The sequence below is a fragment of the Thiocapsa sp. genome (assembly GCF_018399035.1).
Lineage (GTDB): Bacteria > Pseudomonadota > Gammaproteobacteria > Chromatiales > Chromatiaceae > Thiocapsa.
Genome location: NZ_CP073760.1, coordinates 2,300,099 through 2,325,768, shown reverse-complemented (window position 1 = coordinate 2,325,768; position 25,670 = coordinate 2,300,099). Strand labels below are relative to the sequence as shown.

19 protein-coding genes are annotated in these 25,670 nt (G+C 63.9%); 6 read left to right on the top strand and 13 right to left on the bottom strand.

Annotated features, from left to right (window positions below):
• The first annotated feature begins 2 nt into the window (after positions 1-2).
• Positions 3-842 (top strand): thymidylate synthase, encoded by an 840-nt coding sequence (locus KFB96_RS10585; RefSeq protein ID WP_213461758.1) that lies wholly within the window; start codon positions 3-5, stop codon positions 840-842.
• A 355-nt stretch (positions 843-1,197) separates the two neighbouring features.
• Complete coding sequence (sohB, locus tag KFB96_RS10580; protein WP_213461759.1) at positions 1,198-2,214, top strand: protease SohB; 1,017 nt, start codon at positions 1,198-1,200, stop codon at positions 2,212-2,214.
• Between the two features lie 397 nt (positions 2,215-2,611).
• Here the strand turns inward: sohB and KFB96_RS10575 are convergent, their stop codons facing one another.
• The 9 genes from KFB96_RS10575 to KFB96_RS10535 all read right to left on the bottom strand — a co-directional run bounded on the left by KFB96_RS10575 (position 2,612) and on the right by KFB96_RS10535 (position 14,198).
• Positions 2,612-3,184 carry a hypothetical protein gene (locus KFB96_RS10575; RefSeq protein ID WP_213461760.1) on the bottom strand — a complete coding sequence of 191 codons (573 nt, stop codon included), beginning with the start codon at positions 3,182-3,184 and terminating at the stop codon, positions 2,612-2,614.
• 1,200 nt (positions 3,185-4,384) lie between these two features.
• The gene (locus KFB96_RS10570; RefSeq protein WP_213461761.1) at positions 4,385-5,032 is read right to left on the bottom strand and encodes a DUF3226 domain-containing protein; all 648 of its coding nucleotides are present in this window, start codon (positions 5,030-5,032) and stop codon (positions 4,385-4,387) included.
• Positions 5,029-6,117, bottom strand: coding sequence for an ATP/GTP-binding protein (locus KFB96_RS10565; RefSeq protein WP_213461763.1), 1,089 nt, complete (start codon positions 6,115-6,117; stop codon positions 5,029-5,031). Before KFB96_RS10565 ends, KFB96_RS10570 begins: the two co-directional genes overlap by 4 nt.
• 47 nt (positions 6,118-6,164) lie before the next feature.
• Positions 6,165-6,449: a Uma2 family endonuclease gene (locus tag KFB96_RS10560; RefSeq protein ID WP_213461765.1), complete on the bottom strand. Its 285-nt coding sequence runs from the start codon at positions 6,447-6,449 to the stop codon at positions 6,165-6,167.
• Positions 6,450-6,795: 346 nt separating this feature from the next.
• The gene (locus tag KFB96_RS10555) at positions 6,796-8,808 is read right to left on the bottom strand and encodes an alpha-amylase family protein (protein ID WP_213461767.1); all 2,013 of its coding nucleotides are present in this window, start codon (positions 8,806-8,808) and stop codon (positions 6,796-6,798) included.
• Between the two features lie 191 nt (positions 8,809-8,999).
• A complete protein-coding gene (locus KFB96_RS10550) occupies positions 9,000-9,920 on the bottom strand; it encodes a PfkB family carbohydrate kinase (protein ID WP_213461769.1) in 921 nt (306 codons plus the stop codon).
• 29 nt (positions 9,921-9,949) lie between these two features.
• Positions 9,950-10,798 carry an HAD-IIB family hydrolase gene (locus KFB96_RS10545; RefSeq protein WP_213461771.1) on the bottom strand — a complete coding sequence of 283 codons (849 nt, stop codon included), beginning with the start codon at positions 10,796-10,798 and terminating at the stop codon, positions 9,950-9,952.
• Positions 10,795-12,930 (bottom strand): HAD-IIB family hydrolase, encoded by a 2,136-nt coding sequence (locus KFB96_RS10540; RefSeq protein ID WP_213461773.1) that lies wholly within the window; start codon positions 12,928-12,930, stop codon positions 10,795-10,797. Before KFB96_RS10540 ends, KFB96_RS10545 begins: the two co-directional genes overlap by 4 nt.
• Before the next feature lie 35 nt (positions 12,931-12,965).
• A complete protein-coding gene (locus KFB96_RS10535) occupies positions 12,966-14,198 on the bottom strand; it encodes a hypothetical protein (RefSeq protein WP_213461775.1) in 1,233 nt (410 codons plus the stop codon).
• A 170-nt stretch (positions 14,199-14,368) separates the two neighbouring features.
• On the opposite strand from KFB96_RS10535, the gene KFB96_RS10530 reads away from it, so the two are divergent.
• On the top strand, positions 14,369-14,872 hold the full coding sequence (locus tag KFB96_RS10530) for a low molecular weight protein-tyrosine-phosphatase (RefSeq protein ID WP_213461777.1): 504 nt from the start codon (positions 14,369-14,371) through the stop codon (positions 14,870-14,872).
• A 294-nt stretch (positions 14,873-15,166) separates the two neighbouring features.
• Here KFB96_RS10530 and KFB96_RS10525 read toward each other — a convergent pair whose 3' ends face one another.
• From KFB96_RS10525 to rne, 4 genes are all read right to left on the bottom strand, one after another.
• A complete protein-coding gene (locus tag KFB96_RS10525; protein WP_213461779.1) occupies positions 15,167-15,922 on the bottom strand; it encodes a polysaccharide deacetylase family protein in 756 nt (251 codons plus the stop codon).
• On the bottom strand, positions 15,909-17,072 hold the full coding sequence (locus KFB96_RS10520; RefSeq protein WP_213461781.1) for a glycosyltransferase: 1,164 nt from the start codon (positions 17,070-17,072) through the stop codon (positions 15,909-15,911). Before KFB96_RS10520 ends, KFB96_RS10525 begins: the two co-directional genes overlap by 14 nt.
• Positions 17,038-18,318, bottom strand: a complete 1,281-nt coding sequence (locus KFB96_RS10515) for a sulfotransferase (protein WP_213461783.1) — start codon at positions 18,316-18,318, stop codon at positions 17,038-17,040. The genes KFB96_RS10520 and KFB96_RS10515 overlap by 35 nt, the downstream gene beginning before the upstream one ends.
• Before the next feature lie 99 nt (positions 18,319-18,417).
• Positions 18,418-21,711 carry a ribonuclease E gene (gene rne / locus KFB96_RS10510; RefSeq protein ID WP_213461786.1) on the bottom strand — a complete coding sequence of 1,098 codons (3,294 nt, stop codon included), beginning with the start codon at positions 21,709-21,711 and terminating at the stop codon, positions 18,418-18,420.
• 587 nt (positions 21,712-22,298) lie between these two features.
• Between rne and KFB96_RS10505 the strand changes: the two genes are divergently transcribed.
• From KFB96_RS10505 to KFB96_RS10495, 3 genes are all read left to right on the top strand, one after another.
• Positions 22,299-23,546 (top strand): RluA family pseudouridine synthase, encoded by a 1,248-nt coding sequence (locus KFB96_RS10505; RefSeq protein WP_300971563.1) that lies wholly within the window; start codon positions 22,299-22,301, stop codon positions 23,544-23,546.
• Positions 23,543-24,202, top strand: coding sequence for an HAD-IA family hydrolase (locus tag KFB96_RS10500; protein WP_213461788.1), 660 nt, complete (start codon positions 23,543-23,545; stop codon positions 24,200-24,202). The genes KFB96_RS10505 and KFB96_RS10500 overlap by 4 nt, the downstream gene beginning before the upstream one ends.
• 391 nt (positions 24,203-24,593) lie before the next feature.
• Positions 24,594-25,598 (top strand): S49 family peptidase, encoded by a 1,005-nt coding sequence (locus tag KFB96_RS10495; RefSeq protein WP_213461790.1) that lies wholly within the window; start codon positions 24,594-24,596, stop codon positions 25,596-25,598.
• Positions 25,599-25,670: the final 72 nt, after the last annotated feature.

The window sequence follows — 25,670 nt, the reverse complement described above, 5'->3', positions numbered from 1 at the left end:
GGATGCGCGTCTATCTCGATCTGCTGCGCGATGTGATCGACAACGGCATCGACAAGGCCGACCGCACCGGCACGGGGACGCGTTCGGTGTTCGGTCGTCAGGTGCGCTTCGATCTAAAACAGGGTTTCCCGCTGTTGACCACCAAGCGGGTGCATACCAAGAGCCTGATCCATGAGTTGCTGTGGTTCCTGGCCGGCTCGACCGACAATCGCTGGCTTCAGGACCGCGGCGTGACCATCTGGGACGAGTGGGCGGCCGAGGACGGCCGTCTAGGTCCCATCTACGGCGCCCAATGGCGCAGTTGGGCCTGTCCGGACGGCCGTGTCCTCGACCAGCTCGCCGAGCTGGTCGCGACCATTCGGACGCGACCCGATTCGCGTCGGCTGGTGGTTTCGGCCTGGAACCCGGCTGATCTTCCCGACGAGACCCGCAGTCCGCGCGACAACGTACATGCCGGGCGGATGTCGCTCGCCCCTTGTCATTGCCTCTTTCAGTTCTACGTCGCCGAGGGTCGGCTCTCCTGCCAGCTCTATCAGCGCAGCGCCGATCTCTTTCTCGGCGTGCCCTTCAATATCGCCAGCTACGCCTTGCTGACCCATCTCATCGCGCACCAGTGCGATCTGGAGGTCGGCGAATTCATCCACACCTTCGGCGATCTGCATCTCTATCGCAATCATCTGACCGACGACATCGTCTTCGAGCAGCTCGGGCGCGAGCCTCGGGCGCTGCCGCAGTTGCGTCTGCTGCGTCGTCCGCCGAGCCTGTTCGACTATTGCTACGAGGATATCGAGATTATTGGGTATGAGCCGCAAGCGGGGATTCGCGCCCCCATAGCGGTCTGAGGCTGAATCGCGCTCGGAGCGGTATGGTTGGCTTGAGCGGGGTGTGGCGTTGTCGCGTTCTTGCGGTGACTGAGCTGCGCGATTCAGGATGTTTCAATCTGGATCAGGCTGTTGGCGCGGGGTCGGCGATCGGATGGCGGGGTTTATTGGTTGCTATGTGCTGTCTTTCGTGTTGCGCGGGCTTGCGCAACATTCACGAAAGCCTTGCTCGTCACTCCGGCCATCGTGGCACGTGGCGCAGAGCGCCAGGGGCATGCGTGACACCGCAGAGCGGGTGTCACGAGCGACTGATGTTTTGGGTGGCCGGCCTTACGAGCGAGGCCTTCACGAACTTTCGGGCGAGGAGTTGCCGCTGATGGAATCACTTATTCAAGTCCTGCTCGCGTACGGGCTATTTTTGGCCAAGACGATGACGATCCTGATCGGGATCGCCGTGTTGCTGATCCTTGCCGTGCGACTTCGACACGGCGGCCACGGCGGTTCCGAGCAGTTGGAGATCACCGATCTCAACCAGCGCTATCGTGCGCTGAGCTCGGAGTTGAAGGCGTTTTCGCTCTCGAAGAAGGCGTTCAAGGCGTACCGCAAGGCCGAGCACAAAGAAGAGAAGGCCCGCGAGAAGGCAGGACATGCCGATCGCAAGCGGCTCTTCGTCATCGAGTTCAACGGCGACATCCGGGCCAGCGAGGTCGGCGCGCTGCGGGTGTTGGTGACGACGCTCCTGATGGAGGCTCGCGAGGGCGATCAGGTCCTGGTGCGTCTGGACAACTCCGGCGGTCTAGTCAGCGATCACGGGCTGGCCGCGTCGCAATTGGCACGCATCCGCGAGAAGGGGATCCCGCTGACGGTCGCGGTCGACAAGGTCGCCGCCAGCGGGGGCTATCTCATGGCCTGCGTGGCCGAGCGCATCATCGCCGCACCCTTTGCGGTGATCGGCTCGATCGGCGTGCTCGCCGAGCTGCCCAACTTCCATCGCTTGCTGGAACGCTACGGGGTCGACTTCGAGCTGCACACCGCCGGGGAGTACAAGCGCACCCTGACCGTCTTTGGCGAGAATACCGACGAGGGTCGCCACAAGCTGCGCGAGCAGTTGGAAGAGACACACACTCTCTTCAAGTCGTTCGTCGCGACCTATCGCCCCGCGCTCGATCTCGACCGCGTGGCCACCGGCGAGTATTGGCACGGCCAGCGCGCCGTCGAGCTGGGCCTAGTGGATGCCATCCAGACCAGCGATGACTTTCTCCTCGCCGCAACCGATGACATGGATCTCCTCAAGCTCAAATACAGCGCGCGCAAGAAGCCCATCGAGCGACTCCTCTCGAGCATCCGAGCGCGCTTGGACGACGCCGTTGCAACCTGGCGCCGCGTGAGCTGAGCCTTCGTCTCGAGTTCATCGAGGACGCCGTGCGCTGGCGCGTGTTTGACCAAAGCCTGTCGGAGACGCGGGAGCAGTTTGCGGCCTCGATCATCCCTTCGCCCACAGCGGCCACCGAATGCGCAAGGATCGCCAGCAGCTGGACCAAGCGATGATCAAGGCCGTTGAACTAATGTCCCCGACGTTCTTGAGCTAACCATTTTCTCATTCGAGTTTGATGAAATCTCTATATTAGAGAGCATTTAAACCGCGCCCAGAGCGGTATGCGATGTTTTTGGATGAGATCGGCCCCGGCGGATTTCAGAGCCGCTGGAGCCGGCGCGGTTTAAAGTATTAAAAAATATAAAATTTTAAACCGCGTCCCCGCTAAGGGCCGTGGATGCACCAAACGTCGACCTCACTCGAAAGTGAGCATGTCGCTCTGGACGTGGTTTAAGAGCGAATTCGACTCTGATATTAGACGTTTCCGCTCGTCAATGTCTTTCGTAGACTTCAGCTTGTGGTATATCTCGATATGGCGTTGCCGGATGTGTTGCAATTCATGTGAGTCATACTGCTGACGCAGCCATTGAACATCAGCTTCCGTTATGGAGTCTGTCACTTCCTTGGGCAGGTAGCCAAAATATTCAATATTCTGATCGCTTGATGAGTGCCACATATCGTATTCTTCTATTTCGCGGCCAAGAAGCTTCGGTATGATGTATAAATTCGACAGCATCGTTTCCGCCAGCATCTTTTTTGCTTCCAGTTGATCTCCCATTCTCCGCAAACTTAAAGCCCAGCATAGTTTCTGGATTGGTTCTCCTGTATCATCTGGAAACTCTTTTTCATACCATTGAATATAATCTTTCGCCTCCGTAAGATCATTCAATACGAAATACAAAGAAAAGAGCAAGTATCTCTTTCCTGAACCATCATCCACATAGCCGAACTTTTTCTTCTCCTTCAATAAGGAGGCTTTGTAGCTCATTATTCGGATTCTTAGTTTCTTTTCTGTTTCTGGAAAGTCGTACATTCTGCCAATTCCTGTTGCGGCTAGGATTGATCGGACGAACGGTCCCGATATTGCGGGCACGATAGGCCGGTACTCCGGACATCCCGTTCTGCTTCAGATGGTTGGGCGGCTGATCGAACTGCGACGTTAGTGCATTAAACCGCGACCAGTGCGGTATGCGATGTTTTTGGATGGGATCGGCCCCGGCGGATTTCAGAGTCGCTGGAGCCGGCGCGGTATAAGATATTAAAAAATATAAAATTTTAAACCGCGTCCCCCGCTAAGAGTCGTGGATTCACAAAACTTCGAGCTCACTCGAAAGTGAGCATCTCGCTCTGGACGCGGTTTAGGTGGCTATATTTCCGCCTAAGCCATCAATGCTGCAGCTTGGCCGCCCTAAACGGCAACAAACAGCACAAACGGTATGCGGAAACCATCTGCGGATCAACCGGATGGACCATCGTTCCAGTGGTTCGTCGCGTTCTGCTATGCAGCAGGCGTCAATGGCCGCGCCGCGTTGGGGTGGGAAGTAGAGCCTCGAGAGGGTATGCCGCGACAGTCCGCTGTGCGTCCGGAACGGTCGTTCGGGACGTGGCGCCGAGCGGCTGGTCTGGGTCGACTCCGTGCACCCCCCACTCTCAGCCGATGTCGCAATACGAAAAGAACCCAGCAGCCGGATGTGCGAATCACCGACCCGCTGCTTTCTCAAGCCCTCGCAGCATTCGGGCGCCCGGCATGATGACCTGCTGCGTTGAACGAACACCTCCGCCGCGGTTCAACCGAAACCGTTCGATGGGGTCGCACAAATTACGGGCCGCGTGTGGTTGAACGGGTCGCTGCAGCCATGAGTCGGGTATATTACCCTCAGTCATGACGTCGGTTCCCCTGATCGACCCACCACGCGACGAGGATGTCCGCAGCCCCTGATCGTCCACCCGTCGCCTGTCTGTGCCTCGACATCGAGACGGCCAAGCAGGATGCGCTCTGTCTGCGCGAGATCGGGCTCTACCGCCCTGATCTGGATGCCCGCGCGCGGATCTCCGCTCAGGCACCCGATTTGGTGACGGGGTCGGCTAGATGTTTATCAAGTCTTGTAATCACGCATTCCGTGATTAACGGTTGCAAGACCGCACTGTTTGCCTTCGTTCTCGCCTCGTCCTTGTGCGTTTCGCAGGCTTACCGCATGAAAAGTCGCTCCATCCATGCCACGAACCGGCGAGCCGCGTCGGTGTTATGTGCGAATGTCGCCGCACGGATCGCTGTGCCGAAGGGCAGGGCCGGCTCTTTCTGCCAGGCGAGCCAGGTATGGATGCGCGCCTTGATGAAATCGGGCTGCGTGAATCCGGCGCCGAGTTGACTCGCGCGTGCGGTGCTCTCCGCCGACCAGTCCCAGCATGGGTCGGCTTGGGGTACGAGGAGGGCAAGAAAGTCTTCCAGCTTGCCCGGGTTCTGATTGTCGGGCATGAGCCAGACGCCCAGGCGCCTGCCGTCCGGTGCTTCCGACACCGTACCGGCCGGGTCGGGCTGGGCCGGCAACGGAAAACCCGCACCGGAGAGGCGATCGCCGAGCGACTGCCACCGATCCCCCGGCGCGATGTCCGCATCCAGGACGATCCCGACCCGTCGGTAGGAGCGCAATGCCACGGGAAGGGCTTCCAAGGCGAGGGTGTTCCCTTGGGCGTCTGCGATGTAGGGGTAATGGGGATCGGGATTCTCCCAGTCCCAGCCGTATTTGGCGGTGAGCTCGATAATCGACCATTGGTCGTCACGCCCCTCGACGATCAGACGATGGGGCGCGTTCGCCTTCACCTTGGCAGCACTCATCCCCGCACCTCGATATGGTGACGCGCGGCGATCTCGATGTCCGCCGCCGAATAGCGGACCGCGGCGGGCGCGGCTCGGTCGATGCGGTGTACCGAGATGTCCGCAGCAAGATCGGGGGCGTCGGTCTGAAGCCACGCCAAGGCGCGTATGCAGTCCCCGCTGTGCGATGTGGCAAAGACCTGAACATCGAGTCGGCGGGCCGCCTCGATCACGAATCGCCACATGGATTCCAGCGTGGTGTAGTGCAGTCCGGTATCGATCTCGTCGATCAACAGCACCCCGCCCGCCGCGCGCGCCATGTAGATCGCCTGGGCGAGCAGCCGCTTGATCCCGTCGCCCAGACTCCCGAGGGGTATTCGACCTGCTACGCCTGCCAATTTCACGAATGCGGTGCTTTCCGCCGTCGCTGCGTGGCCCGTGAAGGCGAGCCGCTCGATTGCGGGCTCGATGATCTTCATGGCGGAGATCACCTTCTCTTCCTCTGGGGTCAGTATGAGTTGATCCCAGCTTTGTCGGAGAAAGGTCGGGTGAGCACCTTCGGTGCCGAGGAACCAGACTGTCGTCAGCCCGCCTGAAGGCGCCGGGGGCAGCATGCTACGGCGATACTCCAATAGAGATCCGCTTGCGGAGACAGAAAGAATCGGCTTCCCATCGGGGTTGTCCGGCCCCGTCATGACGATTTCCAGGGGCGTCTCCGGATCGGCTTGTTCGGAAAGTTGTTCGAATCGAGTCTGGTCCGACCGACTGAGGCGCACTTCGCAGGAAACCTTGACCTCTCGGGAGTGGGCAATACCGGTCACTTCAAAGGATGTTCCAACCTGTACTTCGTGTCCCCAAAAGACGTGTCGGACGTCCAATTCACGTCGCGTCTTCTCATCCGCCGGCTCCAAGGAAACCTCTCCGCGCCGTCGGGGGCTTCTCAATAATGAGACGACGCGTCCGCCCAGAGCCATCATCTCTACCGCATCGAGCAGGGACGTTTTGCCTGCATTGTTTTTGCCGACGATGAGATTGACACGGCTCAGATGATGGATCTCGAACGCGTCGAATGCTCGAAAACGCAGGATCTTCAGGGAGTCGTACATGATCGGCGCAGCCTATACTCCGTAAAAATAGAATGAACGCATCCTGATCAGAATCCCGGCTCCCAGATCCGCACGAGCGGGAGCACGAGGCCGGGCAGCAGGGCGTCATCGGCGATCTGTTCCGAGGTGAGATCCGCGTTTCCGGCTCCGGTCTCTGCTCCGGTCGGTGGCATGATCTCCAGGTCTCCTTGGGCGTTGCGCTCGATTCGCAGTTCTCGGTTGGCTTGGCAGAAAGCGAACAGCAGGTCGTCGTCCAGGCGCATGTCGGGCGGGATGTGCAGGTCGATCCGGCCAAGTTCGGTGCCGGTGCGCTCGGAGGCTGTCAGGGTCATTGTGAATATGTCCGGTTGCAGCAGTGGGCAGCGGATGATCCGGGGAGTCTAAACCGCGCCCAGTGCGGTATGCGATGTTTTTGGATGGGATCGGCCCCGGCGGATTTCAGAACCGCTGGAGCCGGCGCGGTTTAAAGTATTAAAAAATATAAAATTTTAAACCGCGTCCCCCGCTAAGGGTCGTGGATTCACCAAACTTCGAGCTCACTCGAAAGTGAGCATCTCGCTCTGGACGCGGTTTAGCGCGACGATTCGCGCTGCGCACCGGCGCCCGGAGTCCGGTCCGACGGTTGCGGATGCGTATCACGTCCGTTGCGCGCCGGGCATCCGGTGGACAAGTCGAGGCTCAGGCATGTCCATGGTGCCGGCCGACACCGAAGGGGTCATCGAGGTGGGCCCCCGGGCGCTGAGTCGCCAGCCAGTAAAAATGGTAGGGCGGAACCACCACCCGGTTGTTGAAGACGGCGGGTGATTCGCCCGAGGCTAGATCGATGATCTGTCCGTAGCGAAAGAGTCCGCGTCGGTTCAGGGTGTCGAGATCCAGATACTGAGGTTTGGCGTCGAAGTTGGCCGCGACCAGAACCGCGTTGGCGGCCAGGCTCGGGTGGGTGCGCAGGAAGACGAAGAGGTGCGGATTCTCCACATCGATCAGCTCGCGGTTGTTGAAGTCGGCGAAGGCCGGCGTGTCCTTGCGCACGGCGATGAGCCGTTTCAGGCCATCGAAAAGACGGCGTTCGATGGTACCGCTGAGGTGACGTCGATCGGCGCGCGCCCAGTCGATGCGCGGGCGATGGACCCAGCGCGCGTCGCTCGCCTTGTGCGTGTCGTTGAGGAAGGAGTTGTCGTTGAGGGTGCCGATCTCGTCTCCGTACCAGAGCAGGGGGATGCCGCCGAAGGAGAGGATCATGGCGTGCAGCATCAGGATGAGATCCACAGTCTGATCGATCGCATGCTGATCTTCGGCCTCGAGCGCCGATTCCAGACCCGCGAGCGATGCGAGCGCGCCTGCAATGCGGGCATCTCCGGTCTTGAGATTGACACCGAAGGGGCGTCCACGCGCCGGAGAGCCCTCGAAGGCGCCGGTGTACCAGTCCACCAGAAAACGACGGTGCGAGTAGGGGTCGTAGTCGCAGGCGCGGATGTCGGCGTCGTCGAAACCCAGGCCGATATCGTCGTGACAACGCAGATAATTCAACCAGGTCGCGCGGTCGAGCTTGTTCGGGAGGCTTTTAATGCCTTGGTTCAGCAGCTTGGCGTTCTTGGTCGCCACCGCGTCCCACAGCAGGGCCATAAAGGTGGCGTTGTAGGCGATCTCGCACTCCTTGGCGATGACTGCGTCCTCGCCGAAGTATTTGATGATCTCCGATGGGGCTACGATCGCCTCGGCGATGAAGAGCACGCCCGGCGCCGTCACCTGGCAGCAGTCCTTCATCAGCTGCAGGATCAGGTGTGCCTCGCGCTCGTTCTGCGAGGTCGTACCGATCTTCTTCCAGAGGAAGGCGACTGCGTCCAGACGCACGATGTCGGCCCCCTGGTTGGCCCAGAAGAGGATGATGTCGAGCATCTCGATGAAGACCGCGGGGTTGGAGTAGTTCAGGTCCCATTGGTAGTTGTTGAAGACCGTCATCACCCACTTCTCCATCTGCTCGTCCCATGTGAAGTTACCGGGGGCGGTCTCCGGGAAGATCTCGGGCATCGTCGCCTCGAACATGTCCGGGACGTCGCGGTTGGGGAAGCAGTAATAGAAGTTCTGGTAGTCCGGGTCGCCTTCGCGGGCTCGCTGCGCCCATTCATGCTCGTCGGAGGTGTGGTTCACCACTACATCGAGCGTGAGCAGCATCTCGCGTCGACGCATGGAATCGGCGAGGATGCGCACGTCCTCGACCGTCCCGGCACGCGGGTCGATGTCGCGGAAGTCGCTGACCGCATAGCCGCCGTCGCTCGCGCCTTGCGGGCATTTGAGGATCGGCATCACATGGACGATGTTGACCCCGAGCTCCTGCAGGTAGGGCAGGTGATCGTTGAGCCCCTGCAGGTTGCCGGCGAATCCGTCCGAATAGAGTGCCATCCCGACCCATTGTTGATTCAGGAACCAGTTGTGATCCTCCTCGCGCGCCATGTCGAGCTGCTTGAGCTCCGTCGGACGGTCGATGTAGGCTCGAGCCAGACGCTCGGTGAGGTGCACCATCTGGGTCTTGAAGTCTTCGCGATGTCCGTAGAGATGGAAAAACAGCGAATGGATGGCGTAGAAGTTGGCGCCGAGGCGTGTGTAGAAGTGCCGAAGATCCTCGCGACAGATCTCGCGATCGAATTCATCGAGAATGTCGTTGAGAAGGGCATGGGAAACCTGTTCGTACATTTGAACTGCGTCCGGAGTGTGTGAGTGCTGTGTGTCGTGTTTTATGGGTCTGGATGCGACCCGTCGTCTCGGCGGAGACGCCGTTCAAGATCATTTAAGTATTTGAATCTTTGAACCGCGCGGCCCGATCCTCGCAAGGGAATGATCGGTGTCGGTGGGTGGCGATCCGCGTATGAACTGTTGAGCGCGGTTCAAATACCCCATTGATCAAGGTAAGGCCGATAAAGTGCGGGATCGGCAGCCGTCGCCCCATGTTGCTCGACGATGCGCGAGGCGAAGGACTGGGCCCGCTCCAGGGTCGCCGCGAGCGGCCAGCGTCGGATAATGCCGAGGATGAGCACGGAGGCGAAGGCGTCGCCCGCGCCGACCGTGTCCTTGACCGCAAGTGCGGGCGCAGGTGCAACACGCACCGGCGAGGTCTCGCGGCCGAGTGCGAAGGCACCCTCGCCGCCGAGTGTCACGACGAGCCCGGTCAGGTCGTGTCGGGCAAGGAATGCCGACGCCAGCGCGGTGAGCTCCGCGTCTTCGATGTCGCCGGTGTTCGAGCCGGAGCCGTCAGCCAGAAGGGTGAGCTCGCTGCGGTTGAGCTTGACCCAGTCGGCATCCTGCAACAGACCGCGGGTCACCTCGGCAGACCACCAGGGATCGCGAAGATTCACGTCGAGGAAGCGTATAGCGTGACCGCGGCCCTTGAGCGTGCTCAGCGTTGCCGCGGAGACGGGGCGGCGCAGGGCCAGGGTGCCGTGATAGAGCAGCTCCCCGGAAGGCGGCAGGTCGTCCGCGCGGATATGGTCGAAGGCGCGATCGGGGATGATCTCGTAGGTCGGCTCGCCGTCGTCGAGTGTGACCCGGACCTCGCCCGTCGCATGATCCGGATCGGTTTGCAGGCTGCTTGTGTCCATCCCCCAGTCCTGCATCGCACGGCGCACCTGCTCGCCTTGGGGATCGTCTCCAACTGCGCTGATCAGTCGCGGCGCAGCCCCGAAGGCACGCAGATGCCAGGCGACGTTGAACGGCGCTCCGCCGAGGACGCGTCGACCTCCGGGGAAGCAGTCGAAGAGGACCTCGCCGAAGATGTCGACGATCGGTTGCTCGGTTGAGGCATCGGACATGCGTTGCTCCTGTCTCGTCGGTTCGTCTGTTATCCGGCGTCGAAGCCCGGTGCGGTCGCGAGATCCGGCCGGAAATGGGCGATCCCTTCGAGAATACCTGCGCTGTAGTTCCCGTTCATCCCCGACCAGCCGCCGTGTGCGCAGTAGAGACGCTCCGCGTGCCCGTTGGCTGCAGCGAGACGCAGTGCTTGCTCGCGGACCTCGGGATGACCGTTGGCGACCAGCACGGACGGGATCGGACTGACCAAGACCTCGAGGTCGTTGCCGCTGTCGCCTGCGAAGAGTGTCGTGGTCTCGTCGTGACCGAGTCGGCGCATGAGAAAATCCACGGCGTGATACTTGGTCGCCCCTGCGGGCAGCACGTCCAGCAACCCGATGTTCGCGGCCTCGTCGATGCTCCAGATCAGGCCGGCATTCACCCCCAACAGGGCCAGGCGGGCCTCCAGCTCGGACTTGAGTGCACCGCTGTCGGTATCGACGGGGGCATAGTAGCTCAGCTTGTAGGGCGCCTGCTTCTCCGGCTCCTGCAGCCGCAGGATCTCGAGATCCGCCAAGCGTTCGGCGAGTCGGTCGTGGCCGATGCCGCCCCAATCGCGACCGATCTGCTCCTGCCAGTCCGCGAGCGGCTCCCAGTCACTCGTCGTGACCCTGAAGATGCTGGTCCCGACGTCGCCGATGACCACATCGGGAACGGGCAGGTCGTATTCGGCGATCGCCTCGCGCACCAGTCCCTGGTGGCGGCCCGACACGTACACGAGCGTCACTTCGGATCGCGCTACGAAGCGCCGAAAGCGCGTGCGTGCGTCGGGCGACTCGGGTTCCGCCCCGTTGGGAACGAGGGTGCGGTCGAGATCCGTACAGAGCAACAGCGACTTCATGATGCCGTACCGGGGACGCTGCAGGTCCCGAAGAAGTCGTAGTGCTCGATGGCCTCCAAGATGCCGAGTGCGTGCGCCTCTCGCGCGAAATAGATGTTGTCCATCTCCACGAGTTGCGACAGCTCCTCGTGGTGACGGTTCGCGACCACGACGGCGAGCGTGTTGCCGCGCATCATGTCCTCGTCCGCTCCCGAGCCTCCGGCGACCAGGATGTGCTCGAGCGGGATTCCGAAACGATGGGCCACATAGCGCAGTGCTTGGCCCTTGCTGGCGCGGATCGGCACGACGTCGAGGAACTGCCCGAAGGCGTGAATGACGTTGACCGTCAGCTCGCGGGTACGCAGCAGGGTGGTGATCTCCTCGACCGGCGGGGCCACGTTCGGGTCGTAGTGGTAGGCGATCTTGAAGCGGCTCTGCTCGGTCCTGCGTTGGGGTACGAGACCCGGCACATCTTCCAGGGCTCGGCGCACCGCTCGGGGATTCCAGAGGTGGTCGACATGCTCGCTCCAGAAGTCATCCACGACCAGGGTGGCGCTGTAATGGATCTCGGTCCCCAGGCTGGTGATCATCACGTCGGGGACCGGGATGCGGTGCCGTTTCAGCTCGACGAGGAGTGTGTCGAGTCGGCGGCCGGTCGCAATCCCGAAATTCGCGCAGCGTTTGTTGGTCCGCATCATCTCGATGAACAGCCGTACCCCCTCGGTATTGCCGAGCAGGCTCTGGTCCAGGTCGGTAAAGAGTGCGCGGTCGCGGTAGATGAGCCGGCGGCGCAAGGGCGGCGTGGCCGGGATCGGCTCGGCCCGTTTGGTGAGCGGGGCGACCCGTTCGCGATAGGTCTCGGCGTGGGCCTGCCAGGAGTAGCGGTCGCGCACGGCGGTCAGACCGTTTTGGATGAGCTCGCGGCGGAAGTCCTCGTCGCTGAGGACTCTGATTAGTGCGTCGGCCATGGCTCGGCGATCCAAGGGGTCGACCAAGAGACCGTTCTTGCAGTTGCCGATGATGTCGACCGGGCCGCCGTTCTCGGTGGCGACCAGCGGCAGTCCGCTCGCGGCGGCTTCCAAGAGGGTCAGTCCGAAGGGCTCGGTCAGGGCCGGGTTGATGAAGACGCCGCCGGAACGGGCGACGAGCCGATAGATCTCGGGCACCTCCTCGGAGCGATGATGTTTGGGTGCCGCGATCTTGCCGTAGAGGTCGTAGGCGTCGATGGTCAAGAGGACGTCGGTCAGGACGGTGCGTGCGCCCTCGTCGAGGTCGCGGATATCGTCCCGGTTGCCGGCGATGATCAGCAGATTGGCGAGCGCCTGAAGCTCGGGGGATTCGCCGTAGGCTTCGAGCAGCGCGACGATGTTCTTGCGGTGATCGGCGCGGGAAAGCGCCAAGATCAGAGGCTTGTCCGGCTCGTCCAGGAAGCGGTGCACGTCCGCCGTCAAACCGATCGGCGGATCATTCTCGGTCGGCGGATGAAACTGGACGAGGTCGGTGCCCGGCGGGATCACGACCATGCGATCGGGTTGGTAGTAGTCGTAGAGGGCGTACTGCTCTTCGATCTCGTTGTAGGTACTGGTGATGACCAGATCCGCCGTGCCCAGGACACTCTCCTCGGCCTCGATACGACGCATCATGTTGTAGCGTGCATCGATCTGCTCGCCGTCGAGCCCGGCGGCGAGCAACCGCTGGCGTTTGTCGCGCCCCAATGAGTGACCCGTATGGACCAAGGGGATGCCGGCCAGGTTCGAGAGCCGCACGCCGACGTAACCGGCGTCCGCGTAATGGCTGTGGATGAACCCCGGCCAACGGCCTTCGTCGTGCAGGAAGGCGGTCAGATTGTCCACGAAGCCGTCGAGATGATCCCAAAGCTGCTCTTTCGGGATGTAGCCTTCGGGTCCGGCATCGATCCTGACAATGCGCGCCTTCTCGCTCAGCGCCTCGATGGGTTCGGCATAATCCGGGCTGACGGCCGAATCGATCACCCGCCGGGTGACCAGATCGACGCTGGTGATGTCCGCGCGCTCGGCGAGTGCACGGGCGAGATCGACCACGTACTTGGTTTGACCGCCGGTGTCCGCATCGCGACCGAGCTCAAGGTCGTGTCCGCGAATCAGGCCATGGATACTGAGCAACAACACATACATGCGTACCACCCGTGGAACGGTCGTGCCGAAAGCGGCTACCGTTCGATGTCGAGAACTCCGAGCCTGGTCTCGGGCGGAAAGTTTCGGATCCAGGTGTCGAGTATCGCCAGCTCCGTCGGCAGCCTGTCGATGGCCTCGGATGCGTCGGAATAGCGCGCGTGGAGACCGTGAATCAGGACGAACCAAGGCCGGCCCTGGTAGCTCTCTTCGCGGAAATAGACGCGGGACGGCAGCGCTTCGCGGCGGGCGAAATCAAGCAGCTCGTCGAGTGAATAGAAGCCGATCAATTGCAGCGCGAATGGTGTATTCCCGACGGCCAATGTCTCGTCGCGGATGCGGGACGAAACCGACGGCGTCCCTTCGGCATCCGTCTCCGTCTCGAGGGTCCGAGCGACCGGCTCGATGCCCTGTGGCGGGGCGTCCTCAACGGGTGGTGCGTCCTCAGCGGGCGGGAACGGGTCGCCGGTCGGTGACGCGCTTGGCGAGAGGTCGGAAGCCGGGTCGGGTTCGGGGGCAGGCTCGGGAGTTGGCTCGGCGTCCTGACCGGCAAGGCTCTCCGCTGTTTCCGTTCGCGTCGGGGCGGTCTCGTCCCGGATCGCGGTCGCAGACGGCGATGCCTCGGCCTCGGGTGCCGCTTCCGCAACCGGCACCGACGCGTCTTCGGTCGGCGTGCCCGGGATCTCCTCGGCGGTCTTCGCGAGGTTATCGTCGGTCGTTTCGGTCGGTTCGGTACCATCGGTTGGCTCGGGGGCGAGCCCCGCCTGCCCTTGATCGGTCGATGCCGACTCCCGGGTCGGCGTCTGCGGATCCGCGGCCTCGACGCGTGGGGGCAAGGACTCCGACATGGCCGCAACCGAGGCGCGCAGCTCGGTCAACCTCTCCTGTAGGGCCGCATCTTGGGTGGCGACAGCGGCGAGCTGCGCGTAGTCGACACGCAGCCGGGCAACGTCTTCGAGCAGCGTGCGTCGCGCGGCATCCAGCTGACCGTAGGCGAAGAACAAAGCCCCGCCGAGCAGTGCGGCGACCAACAGGAGTGCTCCGAAAAAGACCGACGCCTGATGCTTGAGTCTGGCGTCGATCTCTTCGTGATGTGTCTGCCAGGCGCGCTGCAGACGATTGGTCGTTAGCCGTCGGTCGTCGTCGACATCGGCGATGCGTGTCACGAGCGAGCTCTCGGCCGCTTGAAGCTCAAGCCGATGGCGTGCCAAGTCGTCGGACAGCGAGACGATCTGATCGGCCAGGGTGGCCGTTTCTGGCGTGTTCTCCATGGGAGCCGCGTCCTTCAGTTAAACCGATGCTTGAGTCGACCTGCGGCCTCGACATCCCGCCGCGGGGGCTCGGGCGGCGAGACGTCTTGCGCAGAATCGGCGATGCAAATATTCGTTTGAGACCGGTATATCATACCAGTCATGATCGACTTCGTCGGGCCAAGACCATTATGAATGAATCGAAACAGGCTGAATCGCGGAAGGTCAGGGTGCTGTTCGTCTGCATGGGCAATATCTGTCGCTCTCCCACGGCGCACGGCGTCTTTCGGCAGCTGGTTGTCGATCGGGGCTTGTCGCATCGCGTCGAGATCGATTCCGCCGGTACCCATGCCTATCACGTCGGCGAGCCGCCGGATCGGCGCGCACGTGCGACGGCGTTCGAGCGCGGGATCGATATCGGCGATCTGCGCGCCCGTCTCGCCGAGCGCACCGATTTCGAGTCCTTCGACTATGTGTTGGCGATGGATCGAGACAACTACCGCATTCTGTCGAGCCTTTGCCCCGCGGGGATGGAGTCCAAGCTGCGGCTCTTTATGGAGTTTGCGCCCGATCTCGGGGTCCGGGACGTACCCGATCCCTATTACGGCGGGGCGCGCGGTTTCGATCAGGTCTTCGATTTGGTCGAGGCGGCATCCCAAGGTCTCCTGGAGGACCTGCTGCAGCGGTTTCGGTAACCGCGTCAGTGGAACACCGATGCGTGATCGCAGCCCGCGATGTCCAGGTCGCAATGGCCTTTGAGTCGATACGAAGAAAGGTGATTTCCGGAAAAGGATCTACCGGCAGAGCCGTAACCAGGAAAAGTGGTCGAAGGCTCTACTCGTTGTCATTGTCATTGTCGTTGTCGTTGTCGTAATCGGATTCCGGACGACCACGACCACGACCACGACCACGCCAAATTCTGCGACGGTTTGCTCAAGACTGATGGCGTAAGGGACTCGATGCCTTCCAGGCATGTGTAGTCGGGATGCCTAATCTCGGAAATCGCCTAAGGGGGCACCGACCTCGGAGTAACCTGCATACGACCCAAAGCGCCGAAGATCCCGACGCAGATCCTCCGAGAGGCGCAGCTCGAGGTCGTGGGGATGGATCCCGATGCGGATCCAGCCGCCCCGGGCGGCATGCCGACGATTGAGCCGGTTCCAAGCGCGGATGACGACCGTGCGCAGTGCGGTATCCGCCTCGTAGCCCGTGAGCGGGACCGGATGCATCCGTCCGGTTTGGGCCGACAGAATCCCGCCGAATAATTCATGGCGTGTGAACGGCAGGCTCGCGAGTGCTGCACGCGGGATGGGCCCCATCGCCCAAGCGGGCGGGCAATAGAGCGACGGGGCTCCGAGACCCTGCTCGACGAACCAGGCATGGCACCGCGCGATCAGGTCTTGGATGCCGACCCGGTCGAGCGCGAGGTGCTCGGCGACGTTGCGCGAGATGAAACGCGAGTGCATTCGGTGCGCCAAGCCGGTGATGCGATCGACACGGTGGATCCAGCCGTGGCCGGCAAGCTCGCAGCCCCTCGCCTGGAATCCGCGCAGCTGCTCGATCCCCTCGCTGCTCCAGCCGGCGCCGGGAACCACCAGCAGGGTGACGGGTGCGACCCCCTCGTCGTCGAGTAGAGCCAGGATGCGCTCGACCTGCGGCAAGGTCTCGGGCATGACGTCGTGCACCGAAACCAGCGCGCGGATGTGGTCGGCGCTCGCGCCGGTTGTGGCCTCAGCGTTTGACATCGACCGAATCGTCATAGTGACCCGACAGGATCGCGAGCCAATGTTCCAGGTTGCGGCGGTTGATCTCACGAGCGCCTTCGCGTCCCAGGTGCGCCTTGCGTTCGCGGATTGCCGGGTCCAGTTCGCGCAGCCGCACCAAGGCATCGGCGAGGTGCTCGCCCTCGTGGATTCGGAAGATCCCCCGGCTCAGCAGATCCCAGCTCAGGATGCCGCACGCCGAGGAGACCAGCACCGGGCGTGCTCGCGCCATCGCCTCGAGCGCAATGGTGCCGAACGACTCGACCGTCGAGGGTAGGATCAAGGCGTCCATCTCGTCGATGAGGGCCATGATCCGACTGCGGCTGACCCAGCCGGAGTGTCCGAGGTTGGGCAACCCACGGCACTGCTTCTCCACCCACGCCCGCATGGGACCGTCGCCGACGATCAGGAACTCGATGTCCGGGAGTCGGTGCGCCGCGGCGACGATGGCGTCCAAGTTCTTTTCAGGAGCCAGACGCCCGGCGAAAAGAACGCGAGTGATCGTCCTGCGTGCCGGGACGGGCGGCAAATCGAGAAAGCGCTGCGGGATCGGGGTGGCCATGAGGCTGACGCGGCGGGCACCGATCGATCGCGCAATCGCCATCATCTGTGCCGAATTTGCCAACACCAGATCGCTCTTGTCGAAGAGCAGCCGATGACAGGCACCGAGGTACCCGTTGGCGATCCGGGCGCCGATACCCCAGTTCCGGAACAGCGTCGTCAGGGCCTCGAAGTGGGTATGGAACCCGACCACCAGTGCGGCCCCGTTGCGCTCGGCCAGATGCATCCCGAGCAGGCCGAACGGACCGGGGGTCGGGACGATGACGACGTTCGGGCGGAGGCGATCGATGCGTCGGCTCAAGAGCCAAGGGGAGGGCAAGACGATCTTCTGGGTGGGGTCGCCGGGCAGCGGGAGCGTCAGGCCCCCATACCAGGATCCCGCACGACACCGCGGGGCGACCAAATCGACCCTGGCTCCGGCGGTCCTGAGATGGTCGGCGAGATCGCGGTAATAGGCGCCGACGCCGTTGCGCTCGGGAGCGGCGTCGGACACGATGGCAACGCGCAGCTCGGCGGCGCAGGGTTGCGCGGGCGTCCTAACTCTGGTCGCCGCAGTGGATAGGTTCAGCATGGCGCATGGGTGACCTGGTTGAGGATGAGCCCATGGGATCGTCGCCGAGCCTTGCACCCGGGTGCATCGACACTGCATCGGTCGCGGTCCGTGCCGACCGAGCAGCAAGCCGTGCGAAGACGGGTCCCGGATCGCGATCGATGTCCCCCCGAGAGAGTCCGAACTGCTCCAGGCTATAGCCGTGAGCGCTTCGGTAGGTTCCGGCCTCGGCCGCATGTCGTGCGACCGCGGCGCGGAACTGCGCACTCGCCGGTAGCCCGAGCTGCGCGTAAATGAACAGCATCCGACGCGCCGGATCCGACTGCAACGCGCGCATGGTAACCCATGCGCATCGCTCTTCGGGGAGTTCTCCCAGCGTCCGTTCCAGATTCTTGTAATAGAAACCCAGTTGACCGGTCAAGCGCTCACGGAAATCGGGGGTCGCCGACAGGACATCGAAGAAGTCGATGCCGGCCGCGAGCGAGCTCAGCTGAGACGGGAGCGTGGCGTGCGGCTCGCGCAGACAGACGATGAAGCGCGCGTCGGGGAAGCGCACCGCGAGGCTGCCTGCCAGCGGGGCGAAGGCGGCATTCTTCGACAAAAGCCGCTTCTCGGTGCCGTGGACGTAGAGGTGTCGCTGCAGGCACCGATGATAAAAGTCCATCAGCCGTGCGCGCCGAGCTTCGGGCATATCCCGGTCGAACAGCCCCATGCGCCACACCAGATCCGAGTGCGGGAAGGGTAGAACAAGGATGAAGCACGCCAGCACCGGCATGAGCGCGAAGTAGTCTTCCTCCGGGTCGCTCAGACGCATGGCATGGACGGCATCGAGGCCCTTGAAGGCGTGTCGCTCGATCCAGTCGAGCATCCGTCCGAGCGGGCGGCCGACGCGTTCATCGATCCGTCCGAGGCCGAGCCAGAAGCGCCGTTGCGTGACCGACGGTGCGAAGAGACATTCCCAGGTCGAGAAGGTCGTCAGTGCAGTGTCGTCGGCGAGGACGCGATGGAGATAGGTGGTCCCGCTGCGGGGTACCCCGAGCACGAACAGCGGCTCGCGGATCTCGACACGGCGATAGCCGCGGTAGAAGACCTCGTCGAGCAGGAAGCCGATCCAGTGGATCCCCTGGACGAGGGCGAAGAGCGGGATGAATCCGCTCATCACCAGGATGCGTTTGGCGCTGGGCCGGGGACGGCCCGGCCCCGGCACGAATGTCCGATAGGTCAGACGGAGTAAGTCGGTCAGGCTCTCGAAGAACAGTCTGAGCATGATGCCCCCGATGAGCCGGATCCTGCGTTGACGGTTTCAGGCGATTTCGGTCGGTTGAGCCGCGTCGCGCGAGGACGCGGATCAACCGCTGCTGCGCGATCAGGTGCTGCTTTTCGGCTCGATTGGATCGGACGCCATGCCCGCTGCCGCGGCGGGTGCCGGCGCGACAGGCTCGGACCTCGGCGGCGACCGATCGTCGGTGCCCGCCGATGCATTGCGTTCGTTCTGGACGCCTTCGGTCCCATCGCGATGCGCACCGGCCCCGGCCGAGGGATCGGCCGGCGTCCGAGGTTGGGCCGTCTCGGCGACGGGCGCCTGCCGCGGCAGCGTGGCCGTGGGCTCGCTTGCCGGGGTCTCGTGCTTGATCGGCGCGGCCGGCTCGCTCGCCGGGACCTCGTGCTTGACCTGCGCGCTCGGCTCGCTCGCCGGGGCCTCGTGCTTGACCGGCGCGGTCGGCTCACTCGCCGGGGCCTCGTGCTTGACCGGCGCGGTCGGCTCACTCGCCGGGGCCTCGTGCTTGACCGGCGCGCTTGACTCGGCATCTTGCTTCATCGCGGTGTTCCGCTCGCTCGGCATCGATGCCTCGGCGCTGGATCCGTCCGGTCGCGGCTCGGCGCGCGGGTTCTCGTCCTGCGAGACGACTGTGCCTTCGCGGACACGCCGGTCAGCTCGGTGTTCGCGGGGTTTCGAGTCCGCCTCGATCGATCCCTCGTGCGCCGGCTGCCGATCATAGGACTGCGGGGGTATTTGGTCCGCGGTCGGATCCGAAGCGCCTTCGGTGCTGCCGCCCTCGTCCCCTGCCCCATCCTTTGCCTCTGTGCCGGCCGAAGAGCGTCGGCGATTGCGGCCGCCGCGGCGACGCCGCGAGGACCGCGGCCGCTCGCCGGCCGGCGCGGCGTTGCCGTCTTGCCCCGGCTCGGAGCCGGTGTCGGAGGTGTCGTCCGAGGCGTTGTCCGTACCCTCTGGTTGTTCGCCGAGGTGCGCCTCCTCGACACGTCCCGCCGGACGTCCGCGGTCGATCGAATCCGTCGCGGCTGTGCCCGCTCCGCCGGTCTGCACGGCGGCCTCGCCGACGGGTGCGATCATCAGCGGATGATCTTCAGGCCGACTTCCGCGCGAGGGTGCGGCGGCTCGATCGCCGCTCGTCGTCGGCGTGTCCTCGCCTTGGCGCTCGGCCCGTTGCCGAGCCTCGCTGCGCTCGCCGGAGCCCTCGTCGCCACGGGTTTCCTGATCGCGCGATGCCTCGTCCGCGGGACGGCCGCCCTCGCTCGATCCGGAGCTACGCCGTCCGCGTCCGCGCGAGCCGCCGCGCCGCGAGCGTGTCTCGCCGTCGCGGCGAGCCTGAGTCTGCTCCTCGGTCTCGGGTCGCGTCGGATCTGCTGCCGAGACGGACTCGCTGCCCTGGCCGCCGTCGGTCCGGCTGCGGCTCGGCTCCGAACGCGTCTGTTGCTCGGGTGCCGCTCGGCTGTGCCGACCCTGTTCCTGCCGCCCGCGCTCCCTCGGCGATTCGTCGCGTCGGGTCTGTGGTGGTCTGCTTTGGCTGCGGCGCTCGCCCGAATCGGCCGCGTGTCGCGGTTGCTGCGGGCGCGGCGCGGTCTCGGGCGCCGAGGGCTCGTCTGCGGGCGAGTTGCGGGTTGCGGGTACCTCCGCGTCGGGCTGGCGCGGCGCAAAGAGTCCGGTCCAAATGCGTTTGAGCAGGCTCTCGGGCTCGCCGCGCTCCGCCTCGCGACGCACGGGTGTTTCGGGCTGGGGTGTCGGCGTCCAGCGTTGGGGGACCGGGGTCGCCGGCGAGACCTGCTTGACCGCCGGCTCCTCGGCCTGCACGGGTTGACCGAGCTTGGCGTAGAAGGGCGCGACCTTGGTCTCGGAGGCTGCGGTCAGCTCGTAGCTCGACTGATCCGGGACGAGCTTGCCTGCGTCCTGGGTCCGGACGCGCTCGATCTGGTATTCCGGTGTTTCGAGTGCCTCGTTGGGCAACAACAGGACCTCGACGCCTTGGCGCTGCTCGATCTCCAGGATGCCGCGACGCTTCTCGTTGAGCAGGAAGGTCGCGACGCTGACCGGCAGCTGGGCGACGATACGGTGGGTGCTCTCCTTCATCGCCTCTTCTTCGACGATGCGCAGGATCGAGAGCGCGAGCGATTCGACCCCGCGGATGGTCCCCTGACCCTTGCAGCGCGGGCAGACCTGCTGGCTCGACTCCCCGAGCGAGGGGCGCAGGCGCTGGCGCGACATCTCCAACAGACCGAAGCGCGAGATGCGTGCGACCTGCACCCGCGCACGGTCGTGCTTGAGCGCGTCGCGCAGCCGGTTCTCGACCTCGCGCTGATTCTTCGGCGGTGTCATGTCGATGAAGTCGATGACGAAGAGCCCGCCCAGATCGCGCAGACGCAGTTGGCGCGCGATCTCGTCGGCCGCCTCGAGGTTGGTGTTGAGCGCGGTCTCCTCGATGTCCGCGCCCTTGGTGGCGCGCGCCGAGTTGATGTCCACCGAGGTCAATGCCTCGGTGTGGTCGATCACGATCGAGCCGCCGGAGGGCAGGCGCACCTCGCGTTGGAAGGCCGACTCGATCTGGCTCTCGATCTGATAGCGGGTAAAGAGCGGGACCTCGTCCTGGTAGAGCTTGAGCTTCTTCAGATTGCTCGGCATCACCTGGCGGATGAAGCTCTCGGCACGCTCGAAAACCACTTTGTTGTCGATCAGGATCTCGCCGATGTCCACGCGCAGATAGTCGCGGATCGAGCGAATGATGACGTCGCTCTCTTGATAGATGAGGAAGGGCGCCTTGCGGTCCTGGGCCGAGGTCTCGATCGCCTTCCAGAGCTGGAGCAGATAGTCCAGATCCCACTGGAGCTCCTCGACGTTCTTGCCCACGCCCGCGGTACGGACGATCAGGCCCATGTCCTCCGGGATCTCGAGCTGGCTCATGGCGTCGCGCAGCTCGCTGCGATCCTGGCCCTCGATGCGGCGCGAGACCCCGCCTGCGCGCGGGTTGTTGGGCATCAGAACCAGATACCGCCCGGCCAGCGAGATGAAGGTGGTGAGGGCCGCGCCCTTGTTGCCGCGCTCTTCCTTGTCGATCTGAACGACGACCTCGCGGCCCTCGCGCACCGATTCCTTGATACTGATGCGCGAGCCGGGTTTGACGCTGTCGGGCTCGAAGTAGGCCCGCGCGATCTCTTTGAGCGGGAGGAAGCCGTGCCGATCGGCTCCGTAGTCGACGAAGGCGGCTTCGAGACTGGGCTCGACGCGGGTGATGATGCCTTTGTAGATATTGGCCTTTTTCTGCTCTCGGCCGGGGGACTCGATATCGAGGTTGTAAAGCTGTTGACCGTCGACGGTCGCAACACGCAACTCTTCGGGCTGAGTTGCGTTGATCAGCATGCGTTTCATAGGATTTTTTTCCGCACCACGACGCGTCTCCCGGCTCGGGGACTGCTCGCCGCGCGCCCCTGCAAACCTGCGGGCGGCGCGGCGTGTCGCCGTCGCGCCGACGAATCGGCCCGACGGCGTCGACAGCGTCCGTTCAGGCGGGCTCTTCGGCCGACCCGGACGGGCACGCGCGTAGTCAGTAGTGTTTTGTCGTCGACGAGCGCCCATTCGGGCACTCGCACCTGATCGGCCCGCCCGGTTGGAGGGGCCGATCTCGGGAGCGGCGAGGTCGGCGCCGGCTGCGCTGGTCTGCCGTCGTGCAGGGCGCGCGGCGCTCACAGGGTGTAGAATGCGCGGTCACTCGATAAAATGAGTCCGCGACACCACTCGAGATCCCGCACAACGGCCTGCTCGGACATCGGATGCCGGCATGAGGGTCGGGGCCTTCCGAGCGGATGTGGCTCCACTCGCTCCGGTATCCTGACCGACCCTTGGCTGCGCTCGCCGCTCCGGGAAAATCGCGTTTCCGCTGGCCAGCGCAAGCGACCAAGTGTATCAGTAAACCTTATTTAGCATCAATTGAGCCACCCAGGCAGGTGCCATCATTCGTGAATCGACCTCATCCCCGTGCCGATCGCCGCCCGAGCAAGCATTCCTCCGCCCGCGCAACAGGGGGCCGGGACGTCTCCAGGGGTCGCCCGGTTGCCGAGCGCGCCGGTCCCAAGGGCACTCCCGCGAAGGGCTCCGAACGCGTCGGCACTGGCCCGAAACGCGCTGTCGTCCGAAGGGCTGACCCGAAGACGACTGGCTCCAAGAGTGCCGGACCGGGACGCACGCAGCCCAAGCGCTCCGGCCCGACGCCTGCGATTGCCGAGCGTCCGCGTCCCGAGCCTGCGCTGCGGGATGATTCGGCCGTACGCGTGCTCTGCGTCGATGCCGAGTCCGACGGGCAGCGCATCGACAACTTTCTCCTGCGCCATCTCAAGGGCGTGCCGCGCAGCCACATCTATCGGGTCATGCGCCGTGGCGAGGTTCGCGTCAACAAGGGTCGGGTCAAGGCCAGTCATCGGCTGCGCACGGGCGATCTGGTGCGCATCCCGCCGGTGCGCACGGCCCTCGCCGAGACGCCGGTCCGGGTGCCTGCGTCGCGTCTCGCCCCGCTTGCTGCGGCTGTTCTCTACGAGGACGAACGCCTTCTGGTCATCGACAAGCCCGCAGGACTGGCCGTGCACGGCGGCAGCGGTTTGAGCTACGGCCTGATCGAGTCCCTTCGCGAGCTGCGGCCCGGTCGCGAGCTGGAGCTGGTCCACCGCCTGGATCGCGACACCTCCGGCTGTATCCTGATCAGCAAGCGACGCAGTGCGCTGCGCGAGCTCCATGAGCTGATCCGCGAAGGCGGGATGGACAAGCGCTACATGGCACTGATCGTCGGGGAGCTGGAGCGCTCGAAGGTCGGCGTGGACGCGCCGCTGAAGAAAAACGTGCTGCAAGGCGGCGAGCGGATGGTTCAGGTCGATCCGGACGACGGAAAGCCGGCGCGCACGGTGTTTCGACGTCTGGGACGCTTCCGCTCGGACTCGGGCGTGCTCACCCTGGTCGAGGCCGAGCTGATCACCGGGCGTACGCATCAGATCCGCGTCCATGCCGCCCATCTGGGAACCCCCTTGGCGGGCGACCCCAAATACGGTGACGAGACCGCGAATCGCGCCCTCAAGGCACAGGGATTGTCGCGCTTGTTTTTGCACGCCTCTGCCTTGAGCTTTCAGCTCGCCGACGCCGATCGACCACACCGAGTCGAGGCGCCCCTGCCCGATGACCTCGAGCGTTTTCTGTCTGCATTGGAGCCTGCCGCGTGACCTTCGACTTGATCGTGTTCGACTGGGACGGGACCCTGATGGATTCCGAGGCACGCATCGTCAATTGTCTCCAAGCGGCCTTCGGCGATCTCGGCCTGCCGCCGCCAGCCCGCGAGGCCGCGAGCGACGTCATCGGCCTGGGTCTGGACGAGGCCCTCTTGCGGCTGCATCCCGGAGCGGATCCGCAGACCCTCCGGGACCTGGTCACCGGCTATCGCCGTTACTTTCTCGAGATCGACCCGACGCCCTCCGTGCTCTTTGCAGGGGCACGCGAGACCTTGAGCGAGCTTGCGAACGAGGGCTACCGCTTGGCCGTGGCCACCGGCAAGGGTCGCGTCGGACTCGACAAGGCGCTCGACGACACCGGTCTCGGTGGGCTCTTTCATGCGACCCGTTGCGCCGACGAGACCTTCTCCAAGCCGAACCCGCAGATGCTGCTCGAGCTGATGGACGAGCTCGGTGCCGATGCCTCCGCCACGCTGATGATCGGCGACACCGAGTACGACATGCAGATGGCCGTGAATGCCCGCACCAGGGCACTCGCCGTCTCCTACGGTGTCCACCCGGTCGAGCGTCTTACACCGCACGCCCCGCTCGACTGCATCCACGATATCGCGGCGCTGCCCGCCTGGCTTTCCGCCTACCGCATGCGCTGAGCCGAGATCGCACGCCTGAACCGCGTCTAAACCGCGCCCGGTGCGGTATGCGTTGTATGCGTTGTTTGTTGGATTGGCTTGGCCGCGCCAGCTCCGACAACTGACGGAGCTAAACCGCGCCCGGTGCGATATGCGTAGTGTGCTGGATTGGCTTGGCCGCGTCGGCTCCGACAACTGACGGAGCCGACGCGGTTTAAAGCGAGATGCTCATTTTCGAGTGAGCTCGACGCTTGGTGCATCCACGGCCCTTAGCGGGAACGCAGTGTAAAATAATCTCTTTTTTAATCTCTTAAACCGCGCCGGCTCCAGCGGTTCTGAAATCCGCCGGGGCCGATCCCATCCAAAAACATCGCATACCGCACTGGGCGCGGTTTAATCCCGGGAGTGACCCATGAATTGGAAGTTTTGGACCAAGCGCCGCGACGAGATGCCGTCGCCCGACGCACCCGATTGGGAGCGCGCGCTCATCAACAAGCTCGCCCTGGAGCACCTGCGCGACCAGAGACGCGGCCGCCGCTGGGGCATCTTCTTCAAGACCCTGATCCTGCTCTATCTGATCGCACTGGTGGTCGCCGCCTACTCCGGGGATCTGCTCGAGCGTATCGCTCCGAGCGAGGAGCACACGGCCGTGATCGAGATCAAGGGCGTCATCGCGCCCGAGGCCGACGCGAGCGCCGATCGGGTGATCACGGCCTTGCGTGAAGCCTTCGAGGCCGACCGGGTGAAGGGCATCATCCTGCGTATCAACAGCCCCGGCGGAAGCCCGGTCCAGGCCGGCTACATCAACGACGAGATCAAGCGGCTGAAGGCCAAGTACAAGGAAGACAACGACAAGGAGATGCCCGTCTACGCGGTGGCGACCGACATCTGCGCCTCGGGCGGCTATTACATCGCCGTCGCCGCCGATGCGATCTATGCCGACAAGGCCAGCCTGGTCGGCTCCATCGGCGTGCGCATCGGCAGCTTCGGTCTGAACGAGGCAATCCAGGAGCTCGGGATCGAGCGGCGTCTGCTCACCGCCGGGGAGAACAAGGGGATCCTCGACCCCTTCTCGCCGCTGCCGCCGGATCAACGGGCCTTTATCCAGACCGTTCTCGATGACCTGCACACCCAGTTCATCGCCGAGGTCCAAGCCGGCCGCGGTGACCGCCTGAAGGGCGGCGAGGAGGTCTTCAGCGGACTCTTCTGGAGCGGCCAGGAGGCGGTCGCGTTGGGCTTGGTCGACGACCTCGGCAGTTCCAGCTCGGTCGCACGCGATGTGATCGGCGCGGAGACGCTGGTCGATTACACCAAGAAGCGCGATCTTTTCGAGAGCCTCTCGCGACGTATCGGTGCGAGCTTTGCGGCCGGACTGGTCGAGGCGCTCGGCGGGGGAGCCCCGCGCATCAGCTATTGATGTCGGTCTCGCCGGATTGGGAGTTGTTCACATAGCGTGCTCGGTTTATCCTCGGTACCGATGATCTCGGGC